This is a genomic window from Paraglaciecola sp. MB-3u-78 (assembly GCF_002835935.1).
GTDB lineage: Bacteria > Pseudomonadota > Gammaproteobacteria > Enterobacterales > Alteromonadaceae > Paraglaciecola.
The window spans coordinates 116,299-143,246 of record NZ_PJCF01000087.1 but is presented as its reverse complement, the minus strand read 5'-3'; the positions used below and the strand labels follow the sequence as shown (position 1 = coordinate 143,246).

Here is a 26,948-nt window from a genome sequence, read left to right as displayed (position 1 = left end):
GCAATTAAAAAGTATGTCAACAGTGTGACTGATAAATCTTACAAAAGTCATGTCCAATTGTCACAAAATAATATGTGGTAAATAACGTGACCCGTCTTGGGTAATAGCCGATGAATCTTCTCTCACTGAAATGCCTGCCGCTTGGTCATTCACCAACCACGAACCTATCAATGTATGATTATTGCCAAATTGGGGCAGGGCATAATAAGCCTGATAAATAAAACCCTCTTCACCGTATGGTCCATCGGCATGTAATACGGTTTTGCCATCTTCAATCACACTGATATTGGCACCTTCTCTGGAAAAAATGGGTTTTTTAACCAGTTTAGTTTCAGTAGCCTTGCTTAATTCATCTTCGAAATAAGCGGGAAGTAGATTGGGGTGGTTGGGGAATAATTTCCACAACATCGGCATTAAGGCTTTATTCGATAAAATAGATTTCCAGATAGGCTCTAGCCAATTCACTTGTGCGCTTTGGATAGACTGGCCAAACTCTTCCCGTTGCATAAATTCCCATGGGTAGAGCTTAAACAGGGTTTGGATTTTGTTGTCTTGTAAATCACTAAAACTGCCACATTCAGCGAGGCCAATATCCTCAATAAATACAAAGTCATTGTTTAATCCTGACTCTTTGGCGCAATCCTGTAGATACTGCACTGTGCCACGATCTTCATCTGTATCTTGGCAACAGGCAAAATGCATCTGGCTGATATCATAATGTTTAGCAATGACGGCTAATCGATTGACCAGCTTTTCCTGTAATGAATTAAATTGATCCGCTTGTTTGGGGATTTTACCTGCATTGACTTGTTCTTCTAGCCATAACCACTGCCAAAACCCTGATTCATATAAAGATGTGGGTGTGTCGGCATTGTTTTCATATAGCTTGGCAGGACCTTTACCGTGATAAGCAAAGTCTAAGCGAGAATAGAGGCTAGGATCTTGCTTTTTCCAAGAGTCACTAATCTGCTGCCAAAAGGCTTGTGGAATTTGAAATTTTTCTAACAACTCTTGGGAGTTGACAACCTTATCTACCACCGCCAAACACATTTGATGAATGTCTTCAGTGGGCGCTTCTAAGTCTTGTTCAATTTGTTCGAGAGAGAACTGATAATAAGCCGACTCATCCCAATAAGCTTCTCCGTGCATGGTATGAAATTTAAAGCCGAACTCTTCGGCTTTTCTTTTCCAGTTAGCACGTTCAGGGATGGCGACTCTTAACATGGTCTTAGCATACTTTTATTATTGATCACCCAGTATAAAGCCTTTACAACTGAGGTTAACCACCCCAACCACCTTTTTTAGTGCTGCTGCCCCAACTAGATTTGGCCCGCACACTGCTACCAAATCCACCACGACTCATGGTTTTAGAGACAGTAGGTTTTGGTTTGAGTGACTTTTCACTAACGCGCATGGTCCTGCGTCGATTATCGCCAAAATCAGAACCATCTGCACCAATCCACCTGTTTCTATAGGATGAATTTCTAGAAAAAGATGTGAACATTGGCTGTGAGTAATAACCTCTAGGCGACATTAAATTACTTAACATGTAGCCCGCCATCAATGGCATGAAAAATGAACCTGATTCATTGCGAACCACATTACATTGGTTGTTACCAAATTCAGACTCACAATCCCTTTGGGAATTGTATTTAGGTCCTGTACGCTGTGCTTCTTTCAATGCGTCTGCATAGGCAGTTTTACATTTCTCAGCAAACTCAGGATTGGCATCAGTACAGTCATTAACGCTGGTAAATACCGCCGCGTCTTGTTTGTCACCACAAGCTGAAAGAAATATAGCCGCGACGCCTAATGCCAAAGGTTTAACACTAAAGCTTTTGCGCATACTGGTTAGGTTGATTGATTTTGAACGTTTGGTTTTATTGGATTGCATAGGGCCCTCCTAGTAACTCATGCAAGCAGCGTTAAGCAGCCCAACAGAAATAGAAACCGCTGCTAAAATAGTGCCTGCAGATATTTCATTTTTATCAATTCTGTCAGCAATTTTAGGCATAAAAGTAAAACGTAATAAAGCAAAGGCCAACGATTGAGCAATGATGGCCACCACGCCCCAAACTACAAAATCAATTAAAAACTCTGAGTTGGCTACAGCACCTGCTAAGGCAATACTAAAACCTATCATTGCACCACCAAAACCTATGGCTGCAGCTTGATTTTTATGTACCTTAACTAATTCCCACTCATTATGAGGAGTAACAAAGGCATACACCACTTTAAACACAAACAACAACAAGATTGAAACTGCAAAATACAGCGCAAAATTGCCTAAGCCCGAGATTGAATTTATTATTGCGTCCATCATTTATCCTTTCTTTACTGGGTGGTATGTAATTGAGCGTACCATAAGTGTCGATCGTTATTCGGTAAGCGTTAGCCGTTAATTGTAATATCTGCTTGGCCAATATTAAAGCCAGTACTGATGACTAAGCAACGATCAAAATTATTGTTCACTAATTTCTCTTCTGCTGTCACCAATAAAGTTTCCATTTCGTCACCTTCAAGCTGACGTTCATACAACATCACAAATTGATCGGTTTCGCTGGTATCGCCATCTTGTTCATAGGTTTTTTCTGTCATAGCAACAGGTGGCGATTCTTCTCCTACTGCATCCCAGACTCGTTGGTATTCTTCGTCTTCAAGCTGATAAGTGGGTTTAGATATGCCTGAGGCAATCGTTTGTTTCCACTGGGCTTCTGAACCTATGGTTTTTGTTTCGTAAAAATACCATAGCTTTACATCTGTGATGTAATTTTCTGTGTCCCCACCATCTAAGATAACTTGCAAAAAAGCATCGTCATCTGTGTAAAAGCGCAAAATTTTGCCACCGGTATCTAAATTTACTTCACCTACTGCTTGGATAAGGTGTTGGCTAGCTGCTTTTTCAATCATCAGTTCCGGCTCAATCAAGCGCAGTTTAAGAGGATCGATTTCAAAGGAACCTCCTAAGTACAACCCCATGATTTCAGGGGCTTTAGGTTTTGTTTCGGTTTCTTTTTTACCAAATAATTTACTAAACATATGCGAGCCTTTTTACTTTTCTTCAAAGTCATTCCACTGAAATTTAATTATCCTCTTATCGGCTATATAGAAAATTTTGTCACCGGGTGAGAGCATCAAATCTAAGTCAGGATTCACTTGAATATTTAACTTTTCATCTGCTTTGACCATGCCTATCAAAGTAGCGCGATACTTGCGTTTTAGAGTTGCAAAGATATTTTCAATTTTCAAAGGTGGAATATGAGCTGGAATACAAACTGAATATTGTGCCTGTCCATGATTAATATCTAACAGATCGTGATGTAACAAGCTTGAGCCAGGATCAAACGCCGACTTAGCCAACATCTCAACTGCGACACTAGGAGTACACTCCACGTTAGGGCAGTGTTTTTGTAATAAGCCAACTAAGCTCTCATCATTAAAATAAGCCACCATTTGTGCGTCAGGGTTACGTTGACTGCAATATAATGCGGTGGTCATCGTGAGGTCGTCTTCTGGGTTATCCATTAACACCACGCTTGCTTTGGCTACGCAAGCCCTGTCCATATCGGCGTCATTACTAAATGTGGCCACTTTGACAAACTCAATTTGTCCGGGCAGAGGGTTTGTGATATCAACTCTAACACAAAGCACTATAACGGGATCGTCTTCGATGGACGCTCGTTCACGGATTAATAGCTCTAATAAACGTATGGTACGATGACCATTCCAACCCAGCACAAGAATATGATTTTCAACATCTAAACTTTTCAAACCCCTTGCTCCTTTTTGCCATTGATTCGATACCCAATTAGCAATGCGCCCTAAGACAAGGGCAAAAATACTCAGACCTAATGGAATAATGTAGAAGGAGACTAAATATTTGCCTGCAGTGGTGCTGGGTGATAAATCACCATAACCGACTGTTGAGCCAGTGACGACCAGCCAATATATAAAATCCACTGATTGGGTGAGAGTTTCTTCGCCTGCCAGATACAATAAGATCCAACTGGTAAATCCATAAAAAAGAAGCGCCAGTACAATACTGTACCAGCGCATCTCGGCAAACACTCGACTCAACATCTTACGTAATCTTGGAAACATCATTTGCCTTGTTTCACTTCAAAAGCCAATGAATTATTTGCCTAATATACGGCTAAGTTCGTCATCTGCTGATGCATTGCCGCCAGCTATACCCGCTGCTGCTAAACGTTTGCTTAAATCATCACTAGATTCTTCTGTTGCTAGTTCTTCAGCTGCTTGTAATTCAGCATTACGTAAATTCTGCTTGTCTTGAATACGTGATAGTGATTCAGTAGCCGTTTTCATTTTGCTGTTAGCGCCTAAATGACGAGATGACACAGCAACTTGAGCTTTTTGTACTGACTCAGTCGCCTTTACCATATCAACTTGCTGCTCTAAACGTTTTAAGTTTGATTTAGCTTGCTTAATATTAACGGCTAATTGCTTTTCAGATTGCTTAAACTGGTCAAGATACTTCTGTTCACCTTCTTGCTCAGCGCGTAAATCCCCCACTTTTTGTGCACAATCCAAGGCTAATTGACGGTCTGTATCTATTGCCTTGCGAGCATGTACTTCGTATTGCTCAACAGAGGCTTGCAAACTGTCAACTTTTTGTTGAGCCAGTTTACATTTAGCTAATATTTGAGTTCTTGCATGATCTGATTTACGCAGTTCATCTTTGGCCTCGCGAATTTCTTGCTCAAGAATACGAATGGCCTGACTATCTGCTACAGATTGCGCTGCTTCAGTTGCTCCGCCTTTTACAGCAGTGACTAATTTTCTCCAAACTGACATATTCTTTCTCTCCTAGTATTTACAAAAAAACAAAATAAATGCTATTGCAAATGATCTTGATAAGCATCTAAAAAGGCTTCTACATTTTGAAACAGGGTGGTCAACTCAATCATCACGCTCTCAGCTTTTGACTGTGAACTTAATGACCCAAACGCGGTGTAATACTCATCACCAGCGACCTGGGATATACCTACTGTTGTTAGTGGGAATATCATGTGCGTTTTTAAAATTTCTTCATTTAGTAGGGCACAGTTTTTGACTTCGGCCTTGGAAAATAATAGTGATTCAACCAGTATTTGTTCACCACTAATGGCTAACCAAGCGTCTATTCCATCACTGTTTGCTATTAACAAACAGTTTTCTTCTTTAGTCACAACCAAATCTTGGTTGTCGGCTAAAAGGGTCTCAAGTTGGTTAAGATCCCAAGTCATGGCTACTCTCCTGTAAGGCTAATGACTAAACTGTAATTCAAAGATGTTAGCCATCAGTGATATTACGTGTCACAGTTTAGTCAGTTTAAAGTTATTATGTCAAATTATATTTTCAACATTTGATATTTATATGTTTTAAATGTAAATTATAATTCACGTTTGGTTATTCGGTAAAACTTAGTATATGTCTAAAAATAATGATGAAACAACAAATGAAAATAAAGATAGTACAGTACCATCGCTTGCTGCCGATTGGCGACAACTGGTTCAGCGCCTACTTAAGGCTGAAATGTCAAAGCGTGGCACTAAGTATCAAGATCTCAGCGACAGACTATCTAATATAGGGATACATCAAAGCGCAGACAACCTCAGAAATAAAATTAATAAGGGCATTATGGGTGCTGATTTGTTGTTACAAATCATGTATGTGTTGAATATGCGCAAAATTGAACGGGATGACATCATCGAAATTTTTAGCGACTTAGGCAGTCCATTAGAATAAAAATTAACTGGGTTTCTGTTTAAAGTCGATTTTACTCACTAACCATGGGTTAGTTGTTGCTTGAACGACCAAAGTAAACAGTACTACACCAAATCCAATAGATTGTATTGTCCACCAGTAATCTAATTCAACAGGCAACGACAATACCAAAGCTATGGTGACGACTCCCCGTAAACCACCCCACACCATAACAGGGCCATAATTCCACTCAACTGGATTTTTTAACACAAATTTGCCAAATCCAATTGACACATAACAAGCAACCAAACGTGAAGCAAAGGCGGCGAGTACACCAATTAGCATGGCCAACCATTGGTCACTAAACATATCAAAAGTAAACACTAAGCCCATCAAATAGAACACAAATAAGTTAGCCACAAAGGCCAAAAACTCCCAACTTTGATGAATCTCTACTTTGTCTGCTCTAAGTCCCAGTAAGGCATTTTTAGCGACTAACGCGGCGATTAAAACAGCAATGATCCCTGATAAATGTAAGATATGTTCTGCTAGGTAAAAACTGCCATAGGCTAATGCTAGGCTAGTAACAGTAAAGTTAGCTGAAGTTGCAGGGATAACTTTCAGGATGAAAATCGCCAGTTTTGCCAGCACTGCACCTACTAACGAACCACCCAGCATAACTTTTAACAATAACCAAACACCACCCATACCTGTTACTTGATGTTCACCTAAGGCAATGGCTAACAAAATGCCATACAACACAATCGCAGTAGCATCGTTAAATAAGCTTTCGCCTTCAATTAGGGTTGCTAGTTTTTCGGGGGCTTTGGCATCTTTAAGTTGAGTGACAACGGCAACAGGATCGGTAGCAGAAATCACTAAACCTGTAATTAACGCCGCTATCCAAGGAAAGCCTTGGACATGACCAATTAAATAAAACAAAATCCCCGCAGCGATTAATGCCGCTAATACCATGCCTATTGTGGCACTGAATAAAATTGAGCCCATTAAAGGACGCATGACTTGTGTATTCAGATTAAGTGCGGCTTCAAATACTAAGATAGGAATTAGCACAAACAAGATTAAGTCTTGAAAATTATCTGATCTAAGCCCGGTATCAAAACCACTAATGGGAATAATAAATGAAGACAACATGCCCCAAAACAAAATACACAAGGTCAAGGGTAATCTGCTGTACCGAGCACTTACCATGGCCGCCAATCCACTAATCAATATAATAATTAGCATGGTAACTAACTGGATAATATCCATAAGTGGTCTTTTTTATCGTTGTTTAGGAGGTAGGTTGTTGGTTATTGATAGAAAGTACAAGTTAATCTTGGCAAAAAAAACCCGGATACATTGAATCAATGAGCCGGGCAAACAACAGTTTTGGGAGATAACGTCAATAATCTAACTGTGGGGTAATCATAATTCAGTAGAATTAATGTGCAATATAAATAGGGTATACATACTTGATTGCAGGTATTAAAAAATATACGTAAAATACATATCAAATAATGTTGAGACCACTATGAAACTATCCGATTTCCATTTCGATTTACCAGAAAACCTTATCGCCCGATATCCTACTGAAAAGCGCAGTAGTAGTCGCCTGATGCATCTATGCGGCAACAATGGTGATGTTGTTCATAAACAATTTACGCATATTGTCGAGTTGATTGACGAAGGTGATTTACTTATTTTTAATAATACCCGAGTAATACCTGCAAGGCTATTAGGTCAAAAGGAGTCGGGAGGAAAAGTTGAAGTACTGATTGAACGGGTGTTAGACGAACACCGAGTATTGGCTCATGTCAGAGCCAGTAAATCACCTAAAGTGGGCAGTAAACTGATACTCGAAGGTTTTGTGCAAGCTGAAATGGTCGCCAGACACGAGGCCTTGTTTGAATTAAGATTTTTGAACGATGCGCCTGTTTTAAGTTTACTTGAGCAATTTGGCCATATGCCGTTGCCACCTTACATCGACCGCCCCGACGAAGACTCAGACAAAGAACGTTATCAAACTGTGTACAACAAAGTGCCTGGTGCAGTCGCGGCACCTACTGCTGGTTTGCATTTTGATGAAGATATTCTGAAAATGCTTAAAGAGAAAGGTGTGAAATCAGAATTTGTTACTTTGCACGTGGGCGCAGGCACCTTTCAGCCGGTAAGAGTAGATAATATTCTAGAACACCAAATGCATTCTGAATACGCAGAAGTATCACAACAAGTGGTTGATGCCATTTTAGCCACTAAGGCTGCAGGTAAGCGAGTTATAGCAGTAGGTACTACCTCAGTGCGCTCGATAGAATCAGCAGCACAAGCGTCACTTAAGGCTGGGACTGAATTGGTACCCTTTATTTCGGACACTGATATCTTTATCTACCCAGGCTACGAGTTTCAATTGGTAGACGCCATGTTAACCAATTTTCATTTATCCGAATCTACCTTGCTCATGTTAGTTAGTGCTTTCTGTGGAAAGCAAAATATTGAAAGCGCCTACCAACAAGCAATTGAACAAGAGTATCGTTTTTTTAGTTATGGTGATGCGATGTTTTTAGAGAAAAAGTTAGCTTGCAGTTAACTTTTAGTGTGTAGTTATGCCCTAGCGGGCACTGTTTTTTCCTACTCGATGTATACCTTCAAAGTATTCACTCACACGTCCATGATAATCAGCACCCAATCTCGACTTCCTTGTCGAGCTGTTCAACTGGACGAAGCCGTGCTTCTAAAGAATCCAGTTTCACCCTACAAAATCTCAAAAATAATTGGCGAACATAAATGCGAGGGTAAATCAAAAGCACCGGCTTCGCCGACAGAGAGGGAATTTAGCTTGCTTTGTTATTAATTAACAATCGCCGTAATGTGTAGGACACTATGTCCTACCGACCCACTGGATCTCCCGAGTTGTGCATAAAAGACATCACCACATGCACAAGGTCTATGACTGCGAAGCGTCAACCAATAACTAGCACCGCCGTTTAGGGCATTTCATCTATTGGTCGTATTGCCTTCCCCTTCACCCAACAAGGTCAGCACGCTTAAGTGTGGATTTCGCAGCTCAATACTCTGCCTATGGTTTCCCCTATCAACGCTTAACTCGACACCTTACAGTGCAAAGCCCATGACTCGGGGTCTTGGCGGTGTGCTTACCTTACCAAGTAGAGGACTTGCATCCGGGGCGGCCTCCGCTCCGATCTTCTACCGATTTATCTCGGCGCACTGGATGTCCTGTTAACTCCTTGGATACTTTGACTGTCTCTATGGGTATACCCTATGTAAACTATTAAACTTAAATAAAGATTTAACGGACAGCTAGCCGAACTAATCAACGAACGGCCCTAATTAACAGATTGCGAACAGAGAAGGAATGTATCGTATGTCTCCTTGAGCGATCAGGAGACATAGAAGATATCTTAGTCGAACGGCAGCTATGCCCAAGTAAGCGGACGGAGCTATTAATTGTAGTTTAGTCCGGTTTGAGCGAATTATAGACCTTCGAAAAATTGTTTGGTGGCCTAAATAAGTTAACAAACGCGCAATAAACGGACTCTGGTATACACTACCTTGTAGGGTACAGATAATAAACGTTATGCAAAAATATTCTGCCGTTACAAGGGATGCTAATTATGAATGACAAAATTGGAAGAAATGATCCATGTCCGTGTGGTAGCGGTCAGAAATACAAGAAATGCTGTATGCTAAAAAACGCTTCAGATTTACCAGTTACATGGGGAGATGAAGAAGCCATGCATGTTATTTCCCAAGGTGTAAAACCCACAGCATCTGAAATTGATCAAATGTCGAAAGAATACCAAAATCAAATTAGAAACTCCCCATTGTGGGATGAGATGGTAAATGAATTTGGCAAAGAAAAAGCTGAAGAATTATTAAAGGAATGCAAAGCTGAGATTAAGTGATCCTATCCTGTTTCTAATTTTTAAATATTGCATAACAAGTTGCTGCACGCGGACTCGATACAGTAGTCGCGTTTTTTGCTAAAATAAAAAGGCAGCAAAAACAGCACCAATTTACTCGCCGGTGAGCAAAGCGTTAATGTCCGCTTTAGAGCTGTAACTCAATCATAAACTGAATATCCCCAATGTCCTTTGGTCGCTCATTTTTCCCGTTCGAGCTGATAAGTTAGTTAGTCTGCTTTGGGCGTTTAGCCGAAGTAACAATCAAAGGTGCCCAATGACCGCTTTTGGCACAAAGTTCACCTTCAGGTTTAACACTCGACTGTCCGGTATTAGGCTCAGAGCTGCCTGATTCAATTCCCTAATGACTGCTTAGCCCAAGATTGCTGACAGTCGATGAAACCATTTGTATGGGAGGTATGAGCGAGTTGTAGTCATTGGATGAGTCAAACGCTACTGAAAAGTGGTACAACAAAAGCGGCCGTTCGCAAATTCAAACAAGTGTCAAAAGACACAACTATTGCGTGCACCTATGAAAGCAGAGCTAGAGGAGCCTGTGAGTACCAGCTTGTTATAGAGGTGAATTAGAGAAGAGCAGCGAATTCTACCCTATTGAAGTTTATGAATTTAATAGTGTATCAACGTTTATTATGATAAAGATATTGTACTTTAATCATACAGCTCATTATTAGCATTTCTAAAAATAAAAACAGTCACAGGGAACATAATGGAATATAAAACAGATTATCTTGTTATTGGTAGTGGTGCCACGGCAATGGCTTTTGTCGACACTATGCTCAAAGAAACCGACGCTACTTTTTTGATGGTTGACCGGCGACCAAAAGTTGGCGGGCATTGGAACGATGCCTATCCTTTTGTGCGATTACACCAGCCATCAAGCTTTTATGGCGTTGCTTCGCGTCCATTAGGACGCAATAGGCTGGATGAAACGGGCTTTAATAAGGGCTACTTCGAACTAGCAACAGGCGTTGAGATTACTCATTACTACCATTCACTTATGGATGAGGTGTTTATTCCTTCTAAACGTGTCCAGTATCTTCCTTTATGTGAATATACAGAGGAGGGTGACATCATATCGCTGATGTCAGGTGAAAAACACAATGTGACGGTGAACAAAAAAGTGGTCAACGCCACTCACATAACCACAGAAATTCCCATGACCCATACACCCAATTTCGCGGTAGCAGCAGGCGTAAACTGCGTTCCCCCTAACCATTTGTGCCGACTGGCGCCTAACTTTAAACATATCACCGTACTCGGTGGTGGTAAAACAGGTATCGACAGTATCACTTGGCTACTGGCTAATGATTATCCGGCCGATAATATCACTTGGGTGATACCACGAGATTCATGGTTTTATGATCGTAGTAAATTTCAACCCGATGAGGCCTTTCTGGATCAGACATTGGAGTTTCTGGCCGGACAAACTGAAACCTTTGCCGCAGCCAAAAGCCTTGAAGATGTGTGTTTAGGCATGGAGTCCAAGGGTAACTGGCTGCGCCTAGATAAGAATGTGTGGCCCAGTATGTTTCATGCTGCCATCATCACAAAAGCTGACCTTGAGCAGATTCAACGCATAAAAAACATTGTTAGACTTGGGCGGGTTGAAGCCATCACTTCGAAGGGAATGCAGCTAACTCAGGGAGAGATAAGTTGTCAGCCAGATAGTTTATATATAGATTGCACAGCCGCCGGTCTGGGGCACAACGTCAATAATTTCACGCCCGTATTTCAACATGACCTAATTAACCTGCAGATGATCCGTTCATGGCAACCTTGTTTTAGCGGCGCATTAATCGCTTATATAGAGGCAAATATACAGGACGATGCATTGCGCCAAGCGATGACTCATCCAACTCCTATGAGTGACACAGTTAAAGACTTTCTAAGATCGCAGGCACATAGGATGATGAATGAGGGGCAGTGGCGAGCTCATCCGGACATAGCCAAGTGGCTGGTGGATTGTCGTCTCGACGGTTTTTCCCATTTGTTTGCCAACATCAGCGCAGATGACGATAAAAAGCACAGTCAACTTCAACGCTACGGTCAAAATGCTCAGGCTGCAGTAGAGAATTTACTGCGTTTGGCCGCGGCTGTTTAGAAAACCGAGCTGCTATCTATGATGAATATTGTCTTGGCTGATTGAGTTGGGCCAGCTGAGGTCTATTAAGGCAGTGTAACGAGCGTATAAATTGTAAGTGAGTATATTTTGAAGCAAAGTAAATCAACAGTGTCAGCATTATCAGAGCCTAGCATTGAAATGTTGCAGGTCAACGGTTTAACAATGAAAGTCACCAGCATGGGCAGTGGGCCTTTGGTGGTGTTGTGTCATGGTTTTCCTGAATTAGCGATTTCGTGGCGTAGCCAGATTGCTGCTTTGGCTGGCGCGGGCTACCGAGCGGTTGCACCTGACATGAGAGGTTTTGGTGGAACCACCGCCCCGTCAGACGTAAGTGATTATACTATGCTGCATCTTGTGGGTGACATGGTCGAACTGGTCGGTGCATTAGGCGAAAAGCAAGCCGTTATTATTGGTCACGACTGGGGTGCCCCGGTGGCCTGGAATTGTGCATTATTAAGGCCTGACCTTTTTACCGCAGTGGTGGGTATGAGTGTGCCTTTTGCACCTAGCGGTGCTACAGATATTCTGTCTAACCTGCGCCTAGGCGGTATTGAAAATTTTTATCTTCAATATTTTCAAACGCCAGGGGTGGCAGAGACCGAATTGGAACGAGATGTAGCCGCATCAATCAGGCAAATCCATTACAGTGCATCAGGAAATGGGCCGGACACAACAACCTTTGGTATGCTGCAATCTGGTAAAGGCATTCTAGACAATACAGTAGAGCCTGAAACACTGCCAGATTGGCTAAGCGAACAAGACATCGCAGAATACGCTGCGGAGTTTTGCAGAACGGGGTTTCGTGGCGGGCTTAATTGGTATCGCAACATTACCCGTTCATGGGAGCTAATGAAACCTTGGCAAGGGCAGGTGATCCATCAGCCTTCCCTGTTTATTGCTGGTGAGCGTGATGATGTACTTAAGTTTCCTAATGTAATGGCTAGTGTCGACAATTTCAATGCAACCTTACCTGGCATACGCGGCTGTCATATTCTCCCAGAGGCGGGACACTGGATCCAGCGTGAACGAGCAACAGTGGTGAATACCTTGCTGATAGAATTCTTGGACAGTCTCCAAAATGAAAACTAGGCGTTAGGTCGTTAAGTTTGACAGATCGCTTTGCCTCCAAACTGCCTAATTGGCTGACTAGTGGGTTTGAGTTTATGAAGCAGACGTTAGGATTATCGAATTGTTAGCTACCGCTTAGCGCGCTTTGAAGTGATCCCATGCGACTTCGTGAATGACGTCAATGGTGGCAAACAAGAGCGTTAAAACCAGTTTTTTCGAGCCACAGTTACGGCCATTATTGGCACAAACTTCACCGTCAGGGTTAACGCGCGACCGACCGCTTTTAGGCTCAGAGCTGTCTGATTCAATTCCCTTGTGACTGCAATGCCCAAGATAGCTGCCAGTCGCGTTTGGCTCTTTCAATTGGAACTTTGAGCCTAAAAGGAGACGGTGGAATGATTAGCTTCTCAATCGTTCATACTCCACTTGCGTGCTGAAAGCAGATATCTAACACCGCAACAACGGCGAAAATCGAGCCACCGCCCCAGATAAGTCTGTTTGAGCAAAAGCCATTCATCATCATAAACAAAAGCAATATTCAAAACTGGTTTGCACAACAGCGGGATGCGCTTTTTTAAAATTCCGCATTAAGTGAAAACAGTTGAGTAATAGGCGAGAAATCGCCAATTTTCACTCCCTCAAGGACATAAAAGAGATGTCAATATGGAAAATATGAGGCAACATGTATTTTGATTTTATGAAGAATGACTTTTTATTCTATACACAGGTACCGGACGAAGTAGTCAGGTGGTTTTCTACCGCTATTTATAACAAATTGAATACAATCGTCTTAACTAGTCACTTCACTTAGAATAACAATAATAGGGTTTGATGGAGATATTCACCAACATAGGAAATTGGATTACCGAGCATGAGGTTATACTCAGCGGCGCGGTTGCCATATGCGCTTTGATCGGTTTAGTGTGGACGGCTTTAATTAGATTGAAGCGGAAAATGACTGATAGCCGTAATAATGCTACAGATATAACAGCCAATTTGAAAAACCAGCCAATCACCCTTACTCAGCTAAGTTCACCAGCACCATATCCAATTCACTACGTTGAATGCGACGGCTTGCGTATCGCCTACGCCAAGTTCGGCAAAGGCCCGCACAATATTCTCTTTGCGCCGGGCATTATCTCCCACCTCAATATTTCGTCTCACTTGCCCCCTAGCAGAGATACGGCGGCGGCTATTGGTGAATTCTCAAACATAGTGACTTTTGATAAACGAGGACAGGGCCTATCTGACCCGTGCCCTCATGTCCCTAACCTCGATGAACGAGTACACGATATTGAAGCGGTCATGGATGCAGCCGGCCAAGATAAAACGATTTTGTTCGGCGTATCCGAGGGCGGAGCCATGTGTATAAAGTTCGCTCTTGAATATCCGGAACGGGTAAAAGGGCTAATTCTTTTAGGTTCTACAGCAAGTTGGATACAGAGACCGGACTTTCCCGGTGGGATAGAAGAGGCAATGCTTGACTCCCTAGCGCCCGCTTGGGGAACGGCGAGCTTAAGGAATATGTTCTTTCCTAGTATCTCTAAGGAAATGATGGATGATAAGACGTACCGAGCATTAGAACGGCTAATAGCGACGCGTGAGTCAATAAAACGCTTAACCGAGTTTATGAAAGATGTTGATGTACGGGATATGCTACCTAAAATAGAATGCCCTACGTTAGTGCTACATTTTTCTGGCGATATGTCCGTTCCCGTACGTTTGGGCCGGGCAATGGCCGATGCAATACCCAATGCTGATTTTTTAGAGTTACCTGGAGTAGATCACGGCGACTTATCATCAGCGCCGGAAGGTGTAGAGCGAGTGCGAATTTTTGCAGAATCACTCGTTTAGTATACTTGTGCCTCATACTGATCAAGTTTGCACTAAACCAAAGCGCGCCCAAACAAAGGCAACTCACTAAGGCAAAACTTCAGCCCCAGTTCGATGTTCGATTTCCAGAAAGCCTTGCCCTTCTTCAACTTACCGCCAATCCCAACCGACCGCTTATGGCAAATACTTCACCGTCAGACTTAACGCTCGACTGACCGCTTTTAGGCTCAGAGCAGCCTGATTCAATTCCCAAATGACTGCTATGCCCAAGATAGCGGACGTAGCGATTTATTCTGGTTTCGTCCGGTTTGAGCGATCAGGAGCCGTTCAGGCAATCTGTATACCTTTAGACTTTTTGATGTTTATCGGTTGGTATCCTAATGGCAGGTTTTCCGACTAAGCGGTCATTAGCACTTAGAGTTATATTGGTGCATTTTGCTGCTTAAACCCTTCAACATCAACTTCTCTATCCGTCGGCCATGTGCCACTATGTATAGCTGTACATAGTGGCACCTATGCACAGAAGCTAACTATGTATAGTTTTGCCCGTCACCCCATACGCTACTAGACACTGCTGGTAGCGAACTGTACATAATTTTACAGCGACTGCAGGAACTGCATCAGTTCGTCATCTGCGGGATGATAGAGATGCATTTTTGTATCGGGCTCTTGAAGCTTTGCCAGCGCCTTCGTTTTCATCTCCAAGTTTGCCTCTACGTATCGATGGGTGGTGATCATGCTTTCATGCCCGAGCCATAACGCAATCACACTAAAATCGACACCTGATTGCAGTAAATGCATTGCAGTCGTATGCCGAATTGTGTGCGGCGAAATACTTCGTTTGGATAAGCTGCTGAATTTCTCGGTCGCCTTGACTACTGCGATATTGAGGCGTTGCGATACGTTACCGCGTGTCATTGCGTGTCCAGCACGATTTGGCAGCAGGGCAGCATCCCTCCCAAACGTTGGGTTGTATTTAAGCCAAGCCCGAATTTCCTGAACAGTGCTTTTCCACAAAGGTGTTGAGCGTTGCTTACGTCCCTTGCCGAGTAGGTGTACACAGGCTGCTACATCCAAAACAACATCACAGACACGTATGCCGATAATTTCCGAGACTCTCGCTCCGGTGTTGTATAGCAAAGTCAACAACAAATGGTCACGCTTGGATGTCCATGTATCGCCTGGCTGACCCAGCACTGCCAACATCTCCTCGCGCGACAGAAATCCAAGCATCGGTCGTTCAAAACGTTTCATCGGTACACCCAGCGCACTCTCGATGAAGTAGAAAGAGGATACATCACGCCGTGCCGCGAATTTCAGGAATGAACGTAACGCGGTCAGCCGGAGGTTTCGACTACGAACCGAATTGTGTCGGTCAATTTCCAAGTGATCCAGAAATGCCAGAATCAAATCCGGATCAAAGTCCGACAGGCTAAGTGCTGTCGGAGACTTGCCCAAACGTTCATGCGCGAAATCCAGAAACAACATCATCGCATCCCGGTAAGAAGCAATAGTACGTGGACTCACTGCACGCTGTTTTACCAGGTACTCGGTAAAAAATTGCTGAATCAAGGATGCAAATGATACAGAGCGTGGCGCTATTATTTCAGACATGGCTCACCTCCCTGCATTTGCGTAAACGCTTCAAATTTATTTGCCACCACGGTCATGAGTTGCGGTACACCGCTGAGATACCAATAGGTATTGGTTACCTTTGCGTGCCCCACATATGTGGACAATGCCAGCATCTGCTGATCGACATTCACGCCCTGAGAATGCCAAAGCATCACGCGATTAACGATAAATGTGTGTCGCAGGTCGTGAATGCGAGGGGCATCGTTAGTGCCGCGATTGAGCCATTTTAATTGATCGCGCAAGCCCGCAAAGACTCTATGTACCTGGCGCAATCCCAAACAATGACCTTTACGACGACCGCGAGTGCCCACAAAGAAAGGCATTTCTTCGGTAAATTCAATGTGTAAATTGCGTAAGGATTGATAACGTCTGAGTACGTTGACCACGCTCGGGTGCATCGGCACATAGCGTGATTTGGCGAACTTGGTCATCCGGATAATCAGCATACCCGCCTTCAGGTCAACATCTGTCTCCAGTAAATTTACTGCTTCTGAAACACGTAGTCCTGTCGAAGCCATTAAGCCAAACAGTGTTTCGTAGGTTGCACCTCGTAATCCAGGGAACGGGCCGAGACTACGTGCTGCAGCCAGCAATTCGATGACTTCCTGCTCAATATAGATATGTGGTGCTGGCCTCTGCCCGGTTTGGCCAAAGGTGAAGTCGTTAGGCACTTCTGTAAGCGGTTCAAATTGTTGCAGGTAACGGGTAAATGGACGTAACTTGCCCAGGCGCCGCGCCCATGTCTTGGGATTGCCGCTATTTCCTTTGTCGCACTGTGCCCAAGCGGTCATGACCTCGATGGTCAGTGGCCCCTCTAAATTAAGAGAGTCAACATAGCCTGCAAAACTATTGACAGAATAGCCTACCGAGCGCAGATCAAAACCAAGCCGGCGACGTTCTTCAAGGTAATTGGTTGCGTGCATTTGCATCGTAATGTGGGTAATCATAATGCGCTCCCTGGCCAAGGTAGCGCGACCGCAGCGAGATTTCTACTGTCGAGCTTGGCGTAAATCATCGTTGTATTCAGCGAGCGATGTCGCAGAACATCCGCTACTTCCTTGAGCGAACTACCACCTTCGAGCAAACGATTTGCCATCGTGTGTCTCAGAAGGTATGGCCGTGTGTGCGGCAGACCAGCTCGCGCAAACGCCTGTCGTATTGTTTTACTGATTAGATGATGACTAATTGCCTGATCGCGCGGAGCGATGTTGCGCACAAAAACAGCACGATTGGAGGTTTGTGGTCGTTCAAGTCTTAGGTAGTCGGCAATGGCGCGACCTATCGCTGCAGGTAAAGGCATGACATCTTCGCGGCAACCCTTGGTTCTTCGCAGTGCAATGGTGGCAGCACGCCAGTCGATATCATCTAGCCCGAGATTGGCTATTTCGCCACTTCGCAGCCCAAGACCCAACGCACAATGCACGATGGCCGCAGCTCTGCGTGCAGATGGGCCGTCATGCTCAAGTGACCCAATCAAACATTCGATCTCGACGCTATTGAGCGTCTTTGGCAACGAAGCAAGTTGCCACTTAGCTGGGCGGCATAGAACCCCAGTTAGATGATGGACTGGATCGCCTTGCGTAGCGCGATAGCGAAAATACCCACTCAATGCCGAGATGGTGGGAGTAATACTGAGTGGGGTGCTGCACAACTCGCTCTGCTTCGCGACAAACTTGCGCACATCATCGGGATTCATCGCGGAAATTATCACAGTGTTATTTGCGAATTTATCAAGCAGCAGACGCGCAATGACTCGAAGGCGCTGTCGGCACGTACTTGGCGCAAGCCCTCGAGCATGGCTCATATACATATCGAAGCGGCGTAATTCCTCATCTGCTGGCGTCATGCCAATTGCCGGCTTTTCGATGACTGCATTTGCGCGTAGGACGCTGAGAAGATGGTTGAGTGCAGTTTGTAATGTTCTGCGAACACGGTATACCCGACTTGCGCAGTCGCAATGCGGCAGGTGCTCATAAAGAAACTGATGAACTATTTGTTCATCGATTCCATGAATATCGATTCCAGATTGAGTTAACCAGTGAGCGAAGTGGGCAATGCTGGCTAAGTAATTGTCAACGGTTGTAGGGACGTAGCGACCTTCCGTAAAGCGACGCTTGAAAGCGTCAACGTATGCCGCCAGTTGGCTTTCAAGAAGCCAAGTGGTTGAGTGATAGTTGGGGTTCATTTCAGTCTCCTGAGGTGGGTGGATTACCACTTCAGAATACGGGTAAAACTATGTCAAGTTAATGGGTCATGGCCTTGCCTGAAGCCCAATAGAATAGAGAGTCTTGGATTTTCAAAAACAACAACTATACATAGTTAGCTTCTGTGCATAGGTGCCATTTGCAGACATAGCGGTGGCTGATATAAACAGTATTTGCAGAATGTATCCGGCACCGTTTTGATTCGTGTTTCTATAGACTAAGGCAAGCTAGTGGACTAAGTTATGCTATCGACATGTGCGATAGCTTGATTTCGTCCCGCATTTTTTGCTTGATACAGCGCTTCGTCAGCTTGCTTGATGATGTCTGCCGCAGCTTCGTGTTCCTCTGGCTGCCAGGTACTAAATCCTAAACTTACACTGAGCTTACCAAGCTCTGAGCCAATATGTAGTATATCTAAGTCGGCTACTTTTTTTACTACTCGGTCAGCGTACTGTCTTATTTGCTCTGGCTTACCATCAATAGACAAAATAATGAACTCTTCACCGCCATAGCGAGCCACAAAATCTGTCGATTTTAAAAACGAGCTACTTAGAACTTCAGCTACACGTTTGAGTGCTTGATCTCCTGCAGGGTGTCCGTAGGTATCATTATATTTTTTGAAGTGATCGATATCTATCATCATGATGGTGACGAGTTGCGTTTGCCGCTTCGCTATTTTCCACTGGATATCCAACTGATCTTCTAGGAAACGTCTATTATTGATGCCGGTTAACGCATCAACATTGACTAAATATTCGAGCATAGTCTTGCTGCGCTTTAGCTCGTTGTAATCACCCTTTAGTTGTTCTTCAATCAATACCTTAGCGGTAATATCTTTTTGGATGCCAATATAGTGTGTCAGAGTCCCATCCTCTTCAAAAATTGGAGACATGCTCAGTTCGTTCCAAAACATGGTTCCATCTTTTTTGTAGTTTCTTAGGGTAACAAGGCAAGGCTGCTTGTCTTTGAGTGCTGCTCTGATGATGACCAACTGGTCTTCTTGATCTTTGTCTTCTCCTTGGAGATATCGACAGTTTTTACCAACAATCTCTTCAAGGCTATAGCCAGTCATTCTTTCAAAAGCGGGGTTAATAAAGACCAGCGGATTATCGGGCAGCGTAAAGTCCGAGATTGTTATGCCGTCACGAGAGTCCATAACCGCTGCCTTCAGTACGTTTAGATCGATCATATCCCTCCATCCCAAAACATCAAACTTTGATGCAAGATAATAATTCAAATATCCTTGACTTTATGAAATGCAGTAGTCACGTTCAGTTATGGCGCCACTGTAATTAAGATGACTAATTAAGTCGCCTATTCCATAAGTAAAATTGTCGCTTATAAAGTGCTGTAAACACCGCTAGTTTTAGAGATGTACTACCACGTGTAAACACCTCGTAATCCAACCGACAAACTACTCAAGCGTGAGCTAAGATATAACTACTGGAAAAACAGATACGGCAAGAGTAGGCATACAAATATGGGTTAAATGTGTCGAAACATGTGTACTCAATTTATTTTACCGAGGATGCTTGATAGTCTTCTATTTTAGTCGTAAAAAAAATACTAACTATTAGTAAATTTACCTATTTTGATACTTATCTAGCTGGGTTGTTGTTAGTGTTTTTGTCATACAACCAGCACTAAACATTATACAATAATATGAGTTAACTCCAATTTTTTGCGCTAAAATCAATCAATCAATCCCGCTGGCTCTGTTATATTCTTCCTCGGAACGACATGGCATGGCGGCGGTGCCAATCGAACTAAATCTCCCAGACTTGCTGTTACGCACCAGTATTGTGAAGCATTTATGCGGCAACAGGAAAACTACTTGTTAGAATTAGATAAAGAAACGGTTAAAGTCCTTTCGCCAGAACTGCGTGCTTTAATCGGTTATTCTATTCATTCTCCCTTCATGGGAATGGTTAATGGACAACACCCACTTCGCTTACTTGACGAGTAATTATAAGAGTAGATTGCTTATCAGGTGTTGTTATCCTGAATAGCTGATGCACAGCCGCCTAATACAAAGTTTAGAGGGCATGTTGCCGATGATTATCAGGGCTCTTTAATTAGGAAGCGGTCTTAATCAACTTTATGATCGATAAGGACAGATTTACGAAAGGTCGCAGGAGATATTCCTATCGATTTTTTAAAGCGCTTCGAAAAGTTACTCAGTTCTGGATAACCAACTTGCTCAGCAATTTGAGATATTGATAAATTAGTATAAATGAGTAAATACTTTGCTCGTGCCATACGTAAAAAAATGACCTGTTGGATAGGACTCCGGGCGAAGCGTTGTTGACACAGTCGGTGCATATGAGCTGCTGAATAACAGGCCATATCGCTTAGTCTTTTAATTGTCCAATTGACGTGTAGCTGACTGTTTACTGTATGAAAGAGATCCTCTAGTCGATCTTGTTCGCGGGTCGCTGTTACGCCCTTATTTAAGCTTTCATCCAGATAAATTTCTAATTGTTTGAGCCAGGTTTCACTTAGTGACTTATTTTTTTCATGAAAAATTAGCCCCAAAAGATGAAAAATAACCATAGCGCGATAATTGAAAGGCTGCAACGGCTGGCGATTATAAAGAGACTGCCAACGAGTTATATTATTGAGATTAAACCAGACAATTTTCCACGGCGAAGTCTGCACTTGAATTGAAAATGGCGAGCGGGCGGGAATAGTGATCATGCTATTTTTTTGCGCGTAAAACTCGCCTTCGGGGGTCTTTAACAGGCCTTGACCGGCTAGCGTATAGATTACTGTATGATTATCTGGATCCGAACGCTGTAAATGAAAAGTATCGACCATAGTGGAAATACCCGATAATTGAATGCCCAGCCTCGCTATCTCAGGAAGGGAGTCAATATCAACAAACTGTTCATGGCACAGAGGACCTAGTTCGAGTTTGTCCTGCCACTTTTTGTTGTCCATGTTGCTCACCAAAATTATTGAGAATAAAAAATGATAGTTTTGGATAACTAATTGATATTATTTTACCTTACCAATACTAGGTAAACAACTTATCATAATATTCAGCACTTGGGACTACTGACTAATTCTGTTTTATAGGACTAATGTAGAGATATGAATATTGAAAAGCTAGCAAGAGAATTTTGGCAGCAAGGCTACTTAGTTATCGATAATTTTTTTGAAGATGAACTTATGGATAACTGTCAACATCACATCATGAGGCATTTCGGAGAAGATCCTGATTTTGTTCACAATGAAGAATTTCTTAAGAAGTCGGCTACGGATGTTATTCCTTGGTTTCCTCAAGAGCAGGGCATTGGTGACTTTGACATTCCAAATAATGACCAAAGACTCAAGGCATTAACTCAAGCAATTTTAGGTGAAGATTGGTCTAACCTTTATGCCATGGTGATGTTTAGTAAACACGGCTCAAAAGGTCAAGCATGGCATCAGGATTCACCTCCAGAAGACAAATCTAAGTTTAATTTGAATCGATTGGTTTACACCATGGACATTAATGAGGAAATTGGCGGGCAAACTTTGGTAATGCCAGCTACCCACCTCGAAGGTGCCATTACAGTAGGAGATATCAATCAAGACTTTTCTAATCAAGTCGTTTTAAGCCCTAAAAAAGGAACCTTGGTTTTATTACACGGACACACGTGGCATCGAGTATTAAATATAAAAGGAAAGTATCGTGTTTCAACCAATTATCGCTGTTGTCCTGCAGGCACGCCTAGCGATATAACTGATATTGCAGTCTATAGAAATATGCGTTATCGGTTTTCATCTGGCACAGTTATAGAAGACCGACTAAATAAGCATTAATAGTTTCAGAACGTGTCTTAATATCATGCCTTATTAGGGACCTGTGTTACTTGGTGTGCAATGTTAGTAATGTGAGTGCCACAAGACGCGGTCAGAGAAGTATCAACGCAAGATCATTTAATCTACGACTCAAAGGCTTTCCCTATGAGCAACGCAGCTAAAAATAAGCAAATATTACATTGGGGGATCTTAGGCACTGGCCGCATAGCCAACACTTTTGCCAGCGATATACAGCATGTAAAAAATGCCAAGCTATATGGCGTAGGTGCCAGGCACTTGGCCAGCGCAGAAACGTTTGCAGCTAAGTATTCTATTGAGGCTGCTTATGGCAGTTATGCTGCGCTTCTTGCAGACCCCAAGGTAGATGCTATCTATATTGCCACACCTCATACCTTGCACAAAGAGCAGGCCATAGCCGCTATGTTGGCAGGTAAACATGTACTTTGTGAAAAGCCAGCCACCGTAACACTGAATGAGCTTGAACAGGTTATTGAAGTAGCCAAAAAAGAACAGCGCTACTTTATGGAAGGCATGTGGTCATATTTTTTGCCGGTGCTAGCTAAAGCCCAAAGCTGGATAAAGGCAGGCCGCATTGGCAAGTTAATACATGTTAAAGCAGACTTTGGTTACCCTTTGCCATATCGCCCTGATCTTCGCGAATATGACAATCGTTTAGGCGGCGGCTGTTTATTGGAAATGGGTATTTATCCCATTGCAATGGCCTGGTTATTTCTGGGTCAAGACCCTGATCAACAGAGTGTCTGGTCTCACGCGGCTGATAATGGCGTAGAAGATGATGTGGTGATACTAAACGAGTATCACAAGCAATCGGCCAGCGCTCAACTGGCCACCTCCTTTCGCTGTAAGTTACCAAATTACCTGTATTTAATTGGTGACGAAGGATACATCGCTATTCCTGACTATTGGGCAGCCAAAGAAGCCAAACTTTACAAACTAGAAACGTGTGTGGATCATTTCAGTGCACCACGCCCTTGTTCCGGTTTTAGCTATCAGGTTGAACATGTCAGTCGTGAAATTTTAACCGGGCTATTACAACCTCAAAAAGTGACATGGACAGCCAGTCGAGCATTTCAACGACAAATTGCGGCGATAAAAGCGGCGGGTAAATAATGCTTGCACATAAAGCACACGCAATGATTACTAAGCTTCTTGAGCTAGGTCATTTCGCTTAAACCAACCGTTCTATGTTGCTTTCCCGCCCAAAATGACCTCAAGTTCTTCTAAGCTTTTACCCTTTGTCTCTGGCACGATTTTTATAACAAAGAGGAGTCCAATTACTGCAAATATGCCATAAATAGCGAAAGTAAGCGCAGCGCCTAAGTTAGCTAGTTCCCAAGGGAATGCTAATTGCACTAAAAAGCTCACTAAACTGTTCGCAATACCCACAACTGAAATTGCTAAACCACGTAAATGGTTAGGGAATATCTCAGAAAACAAAACCCACATAACGGGTCCAAGTGAACATGCAAAGGATGCAACGAAGCCCAGTATACCCACTTTAATCAAAGTGGCATTCAAAGTAGCCGCCGCTTGAATAACCGCGCCCTGATTGGTCTGAAAAGCCTGCTCTCCTATAATCCCTATTACTGCCCTTTTAAACTCAACATCGCTAGTAAATACCTGATCAATTAAAGGATTAAGCAAGTCATGTTTTAATAACTCTGAAAGCACAACTAAGTCTGCACTTGTTAACTGATAAGTAGCCATACTATAACCAATAGTGCAAATGGTCATACTGATAGCAACGCCTATTAAGCCAACAACTAGCAGTGGTTTACGGCCTAATTTATCGATAAGGGCCATGGCTAAAATAGTAAATATGATGTTTGTTATCCCGACCCATATGGCTTGTGCAAACGCCGCATTGGTGCCTACGCCACTCTGCTCAAAAATGCTAGGAGCATAAAAATAAATCGCGTTTACACCGGTCGCTTGTTGAGAAATACCAACGACTAAACCAATAACAAGCGCTAAGCGCATTTTAGGCCCTACAATCTCTTTCAAGCGCGTAACAACAGGTAGCACTTTGTCACCCGTTGTGGCTTTTATTTCAGTCATTGTGGCAAGTAGAGCGTCTTGAGTCGCTTTTGGGTAAAGGCGCTTCAAAGATGCCTGAGCTTCCCTTTGTTTTTGCTGCACTAAAAGCCAGCGAGGGCTTTTAGGTACAAAAAATAAAGCGACTAACCAAATAAATGCAGGAATTATTTCCATTCCTAACATCCATCGCCACGTATTATCGGCAATGCCTAACTGCATAACTAAATCGGTATTTGATTGGCTCATTTGCAAAATCATATAGTTTGAGAAGTAAGCTGCAGAAATGCCGACAACAATATTTAACTGATTAATGGAGACCATTTTACCACGACTTTCTGCGGGGCAAATTTCAGCAATATAAATAGGTGCGATCATTAAAGAGCAAAAAGCCAATCCGCCAATAAATCGGGCAACAATAAGGGTGTCATAAGTAGGAGCTAGTGCTGAAAATATGGCACTTACCAAATAGAGTAACGCAATACCAATTAGGGTTTGACGCCTACCTATCGTGTCGGAAATATAACCTGCGGTAATGGTTGCGGCTATGCCGCCCAAAGTGGGTGCGGCTACAACGAAACCCTGTTGAACGGTACTTAAGCCAAATTCTGCACTTATTTGTCCAATAGTTCCTGAAATAACAGAGGCGTCAAAACCAAATATAAAGCCCCCAAGCGAAACGATAATGGTGTAGAGCACCACAGGATTATATTTCATTGATGTTCAGTCCATGTTTATTATTAGAGTATAGGTAAAATAAAACGTCATTTTTCCTAAAATCAAAATACATGATGCCTCATACTTTCCATATTGACATCTATTTTATATGCTTAAGGGAGTGAAAGTCGGCTATTTTTCATCTATTAATCAGCTGTTTCCAAGTAATTCAGAATTTAGAACAAGCGCTTCCCGCTGTTGTGCAAACCAGCTCTGAATATTGCTTATGATGATGAACGGCTTTTATTCAAACAGACTTATCTGAGGCGGTGCTCGACTTTGTGGGGGCAATAATTCAACGACTTCGTCATTTTTTGTATTCAGGTGACTGAGTATCTTTTGGATCACCAATGGATGTTCATTAGACACATCCCTGTGTCTAACCCTACGGGCAGCATTCGCTGTGCAAATCGGCTTTCCTGCCGATTTGTCAATGCTCTCTATAACCTCCCACCACCGCATTGCTCACAGGTTTCAATGTCGATGTTAAAAACCCGTTTAAGTCTTTGCGCCCAGGTCATCGACTGGTGCTTTTGTGTCCGTATTTTTTCCTGCCCTGTCGGCAATGCTTGTTTAGCCTTATTTCTTAAGGCTGGTGTTATTGCCAACCTTTTTTCTGATACCCCAGAGCGGGACTCTCTTCAAAATAAGTAATGGCACAGTCTTTCGAGTTTACCCCTATCCTGTGCATTGCTCATGACACCTGCATTGAGACTGAAGCCTGCCATATTTGATGCACAGCCTGACGCAAGCCCCTGCTCTTCCATAGGTGCAATGGTTTGCAAGGTAAAGACCTTTCGTCCTTGCTGTTTGCCTGTAGCGATGCGATAAGTAATGGAATACCCGTGAATTTGCAACATCGGATCGTCTTCCAGCCCATCCAAAGCCAGGTAGTCATTGTCATCATCCCTCACTAATAACCCCTCGCGCTCAAGAAAACCCGCCAACGCTGGCTAATGCGGTGATTAAGGCTATTCAGTTCACTTTTTGTCGGGGCTTTTATAGGGTGACCAATTTATTGGAAATGAATTTACTCATCACATCCATGTAATTCACCCTAAGGGCCAGCAGAGCTGTTGCTGTTTATTCCAGATAAACAGGCTGGACAACCAAAGGTTGCCCGTAGGGTGAGAAATACGGATGTTTATCATCTAAACGCGTTTTGCCATAGTTATCTTCGGCATATACGCCATCGAGGTAGAGCATATGATAAATCGGCAGGATAGCCGATTTACACAGCCAGCGGCTGCCCGAAGGTGTGATGCACAGGGGTGTGCTTCATGAAAATGGATATTTAAATTACTTCGGGCGTCCTGCCCTTCGCCCCTCCGAGGCCAGCGTCCGGCTGTTCAAAATAGCTCCCGGCAATTTTGTCAGCGCTGAGCCAAATCGTTGGATCAGTGTTACCGCACCCGTTTGTGCAGTCTGTTTGTTGTAGCCTGCTTTTTTAGTGATATGTGTGGCAAGTGTGCGATAGACAATACCCAGTACTTTTCCCATGATGCGAGGATAACTGGCAAACAAAAATCTAAGTTGAAAAGGGAAGCTCAATACCCATTGCCTAATGGGCTCATGGGGCAACACATCATCAACCAGCAATGCGGCGCTTTATGCCATTCGCCACGCACCACAGCTGGGTCTGGCAGACCACGACTAGAATCCTCTGCGTTTACAACTGAATGCAACCAGGTGCTCATGATGACAATCTTCACAACGTACTCGCAAAAAGCCATATTCCAAACGACCGGTTTTGAGGTAAGCTGGCACTTTATAGCGCAAATATAAGGGCATTAACGGTTGAAAAACTAATTAGCCCACCGACCGCTTTTCGCCCAAAGCCGTTTGTTAGATTAGGTTAAA

Annotated in this window: 25 protein-coding genes and 3 pseudogenes; 10 read left to right on the top strand and 18 right to left on the bottom strand. The window is 43.1% G+C overall.

Annotated elements, in window-relative coordinates:
- Positions 1-60 precede the first annotated feature (60 nt).
- The 7 genes from CXF95_RS28820 to CXF95_RS28790 all read right to left on the bottom strand — a co-directional run bounded on the left by CXF95_RS28820 (position 61) and on the right by CXF95_RS28790 (position 5,246).
- Positions 61-1,224, bottom strand: a complete 1,164-nt coding sequence (locus tag CXF95_RS28820) for a glutathionylspermidine synthase family protein (protein WP_101201816.1) — start codon at positions 1,222-1,224, stop codon at positions 61-63.
- Between the two features lie 55 nt (positions 1,225-1,279).
- The gene (locus tag CXF95_RS28815; RefSeq protein WP_101201815.1) at positions 1,280-1,894 is read right to left on the bottom strand and encodes a DUF1190 family protein; all 615 of its coding nucleotides are present in this window, start codon (positions 1,892-1,894) and stop codon (positions 1,280-1,282) included.
- 9 nt (positions 1,895-1,903) lie between these two features.
- Complete coding sequence (locus tag CXF95_RS28810; protein WP_101201814.1) at positions 1,904-2,320, bottom strand: DUF350 domain-containing protein; 417 nt, start codon at positions 2,318-2,320, stop codon at positions 1,904-1,906.
- 71 nt (positions 2,321-2,391) lie between these two features.
- Entirely contained in the window at positions 2,392-3,039 is a 648-nt protein-coding gene (locus tag CXF95_RS28805; RefSeq protein ID WP_101201813.1) for a YjfK family protein, read from the bottom strand.
- 12 nt (positions 3,040-3,051) lie between these two features.
- Positions 3,052-4,101 (bottom strand): potassium channel family protein, encoded by a 1,050-nt coding sequence (locus CXF95_RS28800; RefSeq protein ID WP_101201812.1) that lies wholly within the window; start codon positions 4,099-4,101, stop codon positions 3,052-3,054.
- A gap of 33 nt (positions 4,102-4,134) precedes the next feature.
- Positions 4,135-4,815, bottom strand: coding sequence for a PspA/IM30 family protein (locus tag CXF95_RS28795; RefSeq protein ID WP_101201811.1), 681 nt, complete (start codon positions 4,813-4,815; stop codon positions 4,135-4,137).
- Between the two features lie 41 nt (positions 4,816-4,856).
- Positions 4,857-5,246 carry a YjfI family protein gene (locus tag CXF95_RS28790; protein WP_101201810.1) on the bottom strand — a complete coding sequence of 130 codons (390 nt, stop codon included), beginning with the start codon at positions 5,244-5,246 and terminating at the stop codon, positions 4,857-4,859.
- Between the two features lie 184 nt (positions 5,247-5,430).
- On the opposite strand from CXF95_RS28790, the gene CXF95_RS28785 reads away from it, so the two are divergent.
- Positions 5,431-5,748 carry a DUF6471 domain-containing protein gene (locus CXF95_RS28785; RefSeq protein WP_101201809.1) on the top strand — a complete coding sequence of 106 codons (318 nt, stop codon included), beginning with the start codon at positions 5,431-5,433 and terminating at the stop codon, positions 5,746-5,748.
- A gap of 3 nt (positions 5,749-5,751) precedes the next feature.
- On the opposite strand, the gene CXF95_RS28780 is transcribed toward CXF95_RS28785, so the two are convergent.
- On the bottom strand, positions 5,752-6,978 hold the full coding sequence (locus CXF95_RS28780; RefSeq protein WP_232788101.1) for a sodium:proton antiporter: 1,227 nt from the start codon (positions 6,976-6,978) through the stop codon (positions 5,752-5,754).
- Between the two features lie 262 nt (positions 6,979-7,240).
- Between CXF95_RS28780 and queA the strand changes: the two genes are divergently transcribed.
- The 4 genes and pseudogenes from queA (at position 7,241) to CXF95_RS28760 (ending at position 12,858) form a co-directional block, all read left to right on the top strand.
- Entirely contained in the window at positions 7,241-8,293 is a 1,053-nt protein-coding gene (gene queA, locus CXF95_RS28775) for a tRNA preQ1(34) S-adenosylmethionine ribosyltransferase-isomerase QueA (protein ID WP_101201808.1), read from the top strand.
- A gap of 1,054 nt (positions 8,294-9,347) precedes the next feature.
- A pseudogene (locus tag CXF95_RS31650) lies at positions 9,348-9,416 on the top strand (SEC-C metal-binding domain-containing protein); the annotation flags it as partial.
- Positions 9,417-10,353: 937 nt separating this feature from the next.
- Positions 10,354-11,748, top strand: coding sequence for a hypothetical protein (locus CXF95_RS28765; protein ID WP_101201807.1), 1,395 nt, complete (start codon positions 10,354-10,356; stop codon positions 11,746-11,748).
- Positions 11,749-11,856: 108 nt separating this feature from the next.
- Entirely contained in the window at positions 11,857-12,858 is a 1,002-nt protein-coding gene (locus CXF95_RS28760; RefSeq protein ID WP_232788100.1) for an alpha/beta fold hydrolase, read from the top strand.
- Positions 12,859-12,972: 114 nt separating this feature from the next.
- Here CXF95_RS28760 and CXF95_RS30180 read toward each other — a convergent pair whose 3' ends face one another.
- Entirely contained in the window at positions 12,973-13,200 is a 228-nt protein-coding gene (locus CXF95_RS30180) for a hypothetical protein (protein WP_198556754.1), read from the bottom strand.
- Between the two features lie 591 nt (positions 13,201-13,791).
- Between CXF95_RS30180 and CXF95_RS28755 the strand changes: the two genes are divergently transcribed.
- Positions 13,792-14,691, top strand: coding sequence for an alpha/beta fold hydrolase (locus CXF95_RS28755; protein ID WP_157828296.1), 900 nt, complete (start codon positions 13,792-13,794; stop codon positions 14,689-14,691).
- Positions 14,692-15,267: 576 nt separating this feature from the next.
- Here the strand turns inward: CXF95_RS28755 and CXF95_RS28750 are convergent.
- The 4 genes from CXF95_RS28750 to CXF95_RS28735 form a co-directional block, all read right to left on the bottom strand.
- The gene (locus tag CXF95_RS28750; RefSeq protein ID WP_101201091.1) at positions 15,268-16,284 is read right to left on the bottom strand and encodes a tyrosine-type recombinase/integrase; all 1,017 of its coding nucleotides are present in this window, start codon (positions 16,282-16,284) and stop codon (positions 15,268-15,270) included.
- Positions 16,272-17,252, bottom strand: coding sequence for a tyrosine-type recombinase/integrase (locus CXF95_RS28745; RefSeq protein WP_101201090.1), 981 nt, complete (start codon positions 17,250-17,252; stop codon positions 16,272-16,274). The genes CXF95_RS28750 and CXF95_RS28745 overlap by 13 nt, the downstream gene beginning before the upstream one ends.
- Positions 17,249-18,490: a site-specific integrase gene (locus CXF95_RS28740; RefSeq protein WP_101201089.1), complete on the bottom strand. Its 1,242-nt coding sequence runs from the start codon at positions 18,488-18,490 to the stop codon at positions 17,249-17,251. The genes CXF95_RS28745 and CXF95_RS28740 overlap by 4 nt, the downstream gene beginning before the upstream one ends.
- Before the next feature lie 254 nt (positions 18,491-18,744).
- Positions 18,745-19,698 carry a diguanylate cyclase domain-containing protein gene (locus CXF95_RS28735; RefSeq protein ID WP_198556753.1) on the bottom strand — a complete coding sequence of 318 codons (954 nt, stop codon included), beginning with the start codon at positions 19,696-19,698 and terminating at the stop codon, positions 18,745-18,747.
- Between the two features lie 510 nt (positions 19,699-20,208).
- Between CXF95_RS28735 and CXF95_RS31645 the strand changes: the two are divergent.
- A pseudogene (locus CXF95_RS31645) lies at positions 20,209-20,283 on the top strand (phytanoyl-CoA dioxygenase family protein); the annotation flags it as partial.
- A gap of 39 nt (positions 20,284-20,322) precedes the next feature.
- Positions 20,323-20,475: a hypothetical protein gene (locus CXF95_RS31040; RefSeq protein WP_232788099.1), complete on the top strand. Its 153-nt coding sequence runs from the start codon at positions 20,323-20,325 to the stop codon at positions 20,473-20,475.
- A gap of 122 nt (positions 20,476-20,597) precedes the next feature.
- Here CXF95_RS31040 and CXF95_RS28725 read toward each other — a convergent pair whose 3' ends face one another.
- Positions 20,598-21,449 (bottom strand): AraC family transcriptional regulator, encoded by an 852-nt coding sequence (locus CXF95_RS28725; protein WP_101201805.1) that lies wholly within the window; start codon positions 21,447-21,449, stop codon positions 20,598-20,600.
- 153 nt (positions 21,450-21,602) lie between these two features.
- Here CXF95_RS28725 and CXF95_RS28720 point away from each other — a divergent pair, with 153 nt between their 5' ends.
- Positions 21,603-22,316, top strand: coding sequence for a phytanoyl-CoA dioxygenase family protein (locus tag CXF95_RS28720; protein WP_101201804.1), 714 nt, complete (start codon positions 21,603-21,605; stop codon positions 22,314-22,316).
- Positions 22,317-22,391: 75 nt separating this feature from the next.
- Positions 22,392-23,447 carry a Gfo/Idh/MocA family protein gene (locus CXF95_RS28715; protein WP_232788098.1) on the top strand — a complete coding sequence of 352 codons (1,056 nt, stop codon included), beginning with the start codon at positions 22,392-22,394 and terminating at the stop codon, positions 23,445-23,447.
- A gap of 72 nt (positions 23,448-23,519) precedes the next feature.
- Here the strand turns inward: CXF95_RS28715 and CXF95_RS28710 are convergent, their stop codons facing one another.
- The 4 genes and pseudogenes from CXF95_RS28710 to CXF95_RS28700 all read right to left on the bottom strand — a co-directional run.
- Entirely contained in the window at positions 23,520-25,088 is a 1,569-nt protein-coding gene (locus tag CXF95_RS28710) for a sugar porter family MFS transporter (protein ID WP_101201802.1), read from the bottom strand.
- Positions 25,089-25,729: 641 nt separating this feature from the next.
- A complete protein-coding gene (locus tag CXF95_RS28705) occupies positions 25,730-26,002 on the bottom strand; it encodes a hypothetical protein (protein WP_157828295.1) in 273 nt (90 codons plus the stop codon).
- A gap of 169 nt (positions 26,003-26,171) precedes the next feature.
- Positions 26,172-26,294, bottom strand: coding sequence for a hypothetical protein (locus CXF95_RS31255; protein ID WP_255418971.1), 123 nt, complete (start codon positions 26,292-26,294; stop codon positions 26,172-26,174).
- A gap of 168 nt (positions 26,295-26,462) precedes the next feature.
- Positions 26,463-26,843: pseudogene (locus tag CXF95_RS28700) on the bottom strand (transposase zinc-binding domain-containing protein); the annotation flags it as partial.
- Positions 26,844-26,948: the final 105 nt, after the last annotated feature.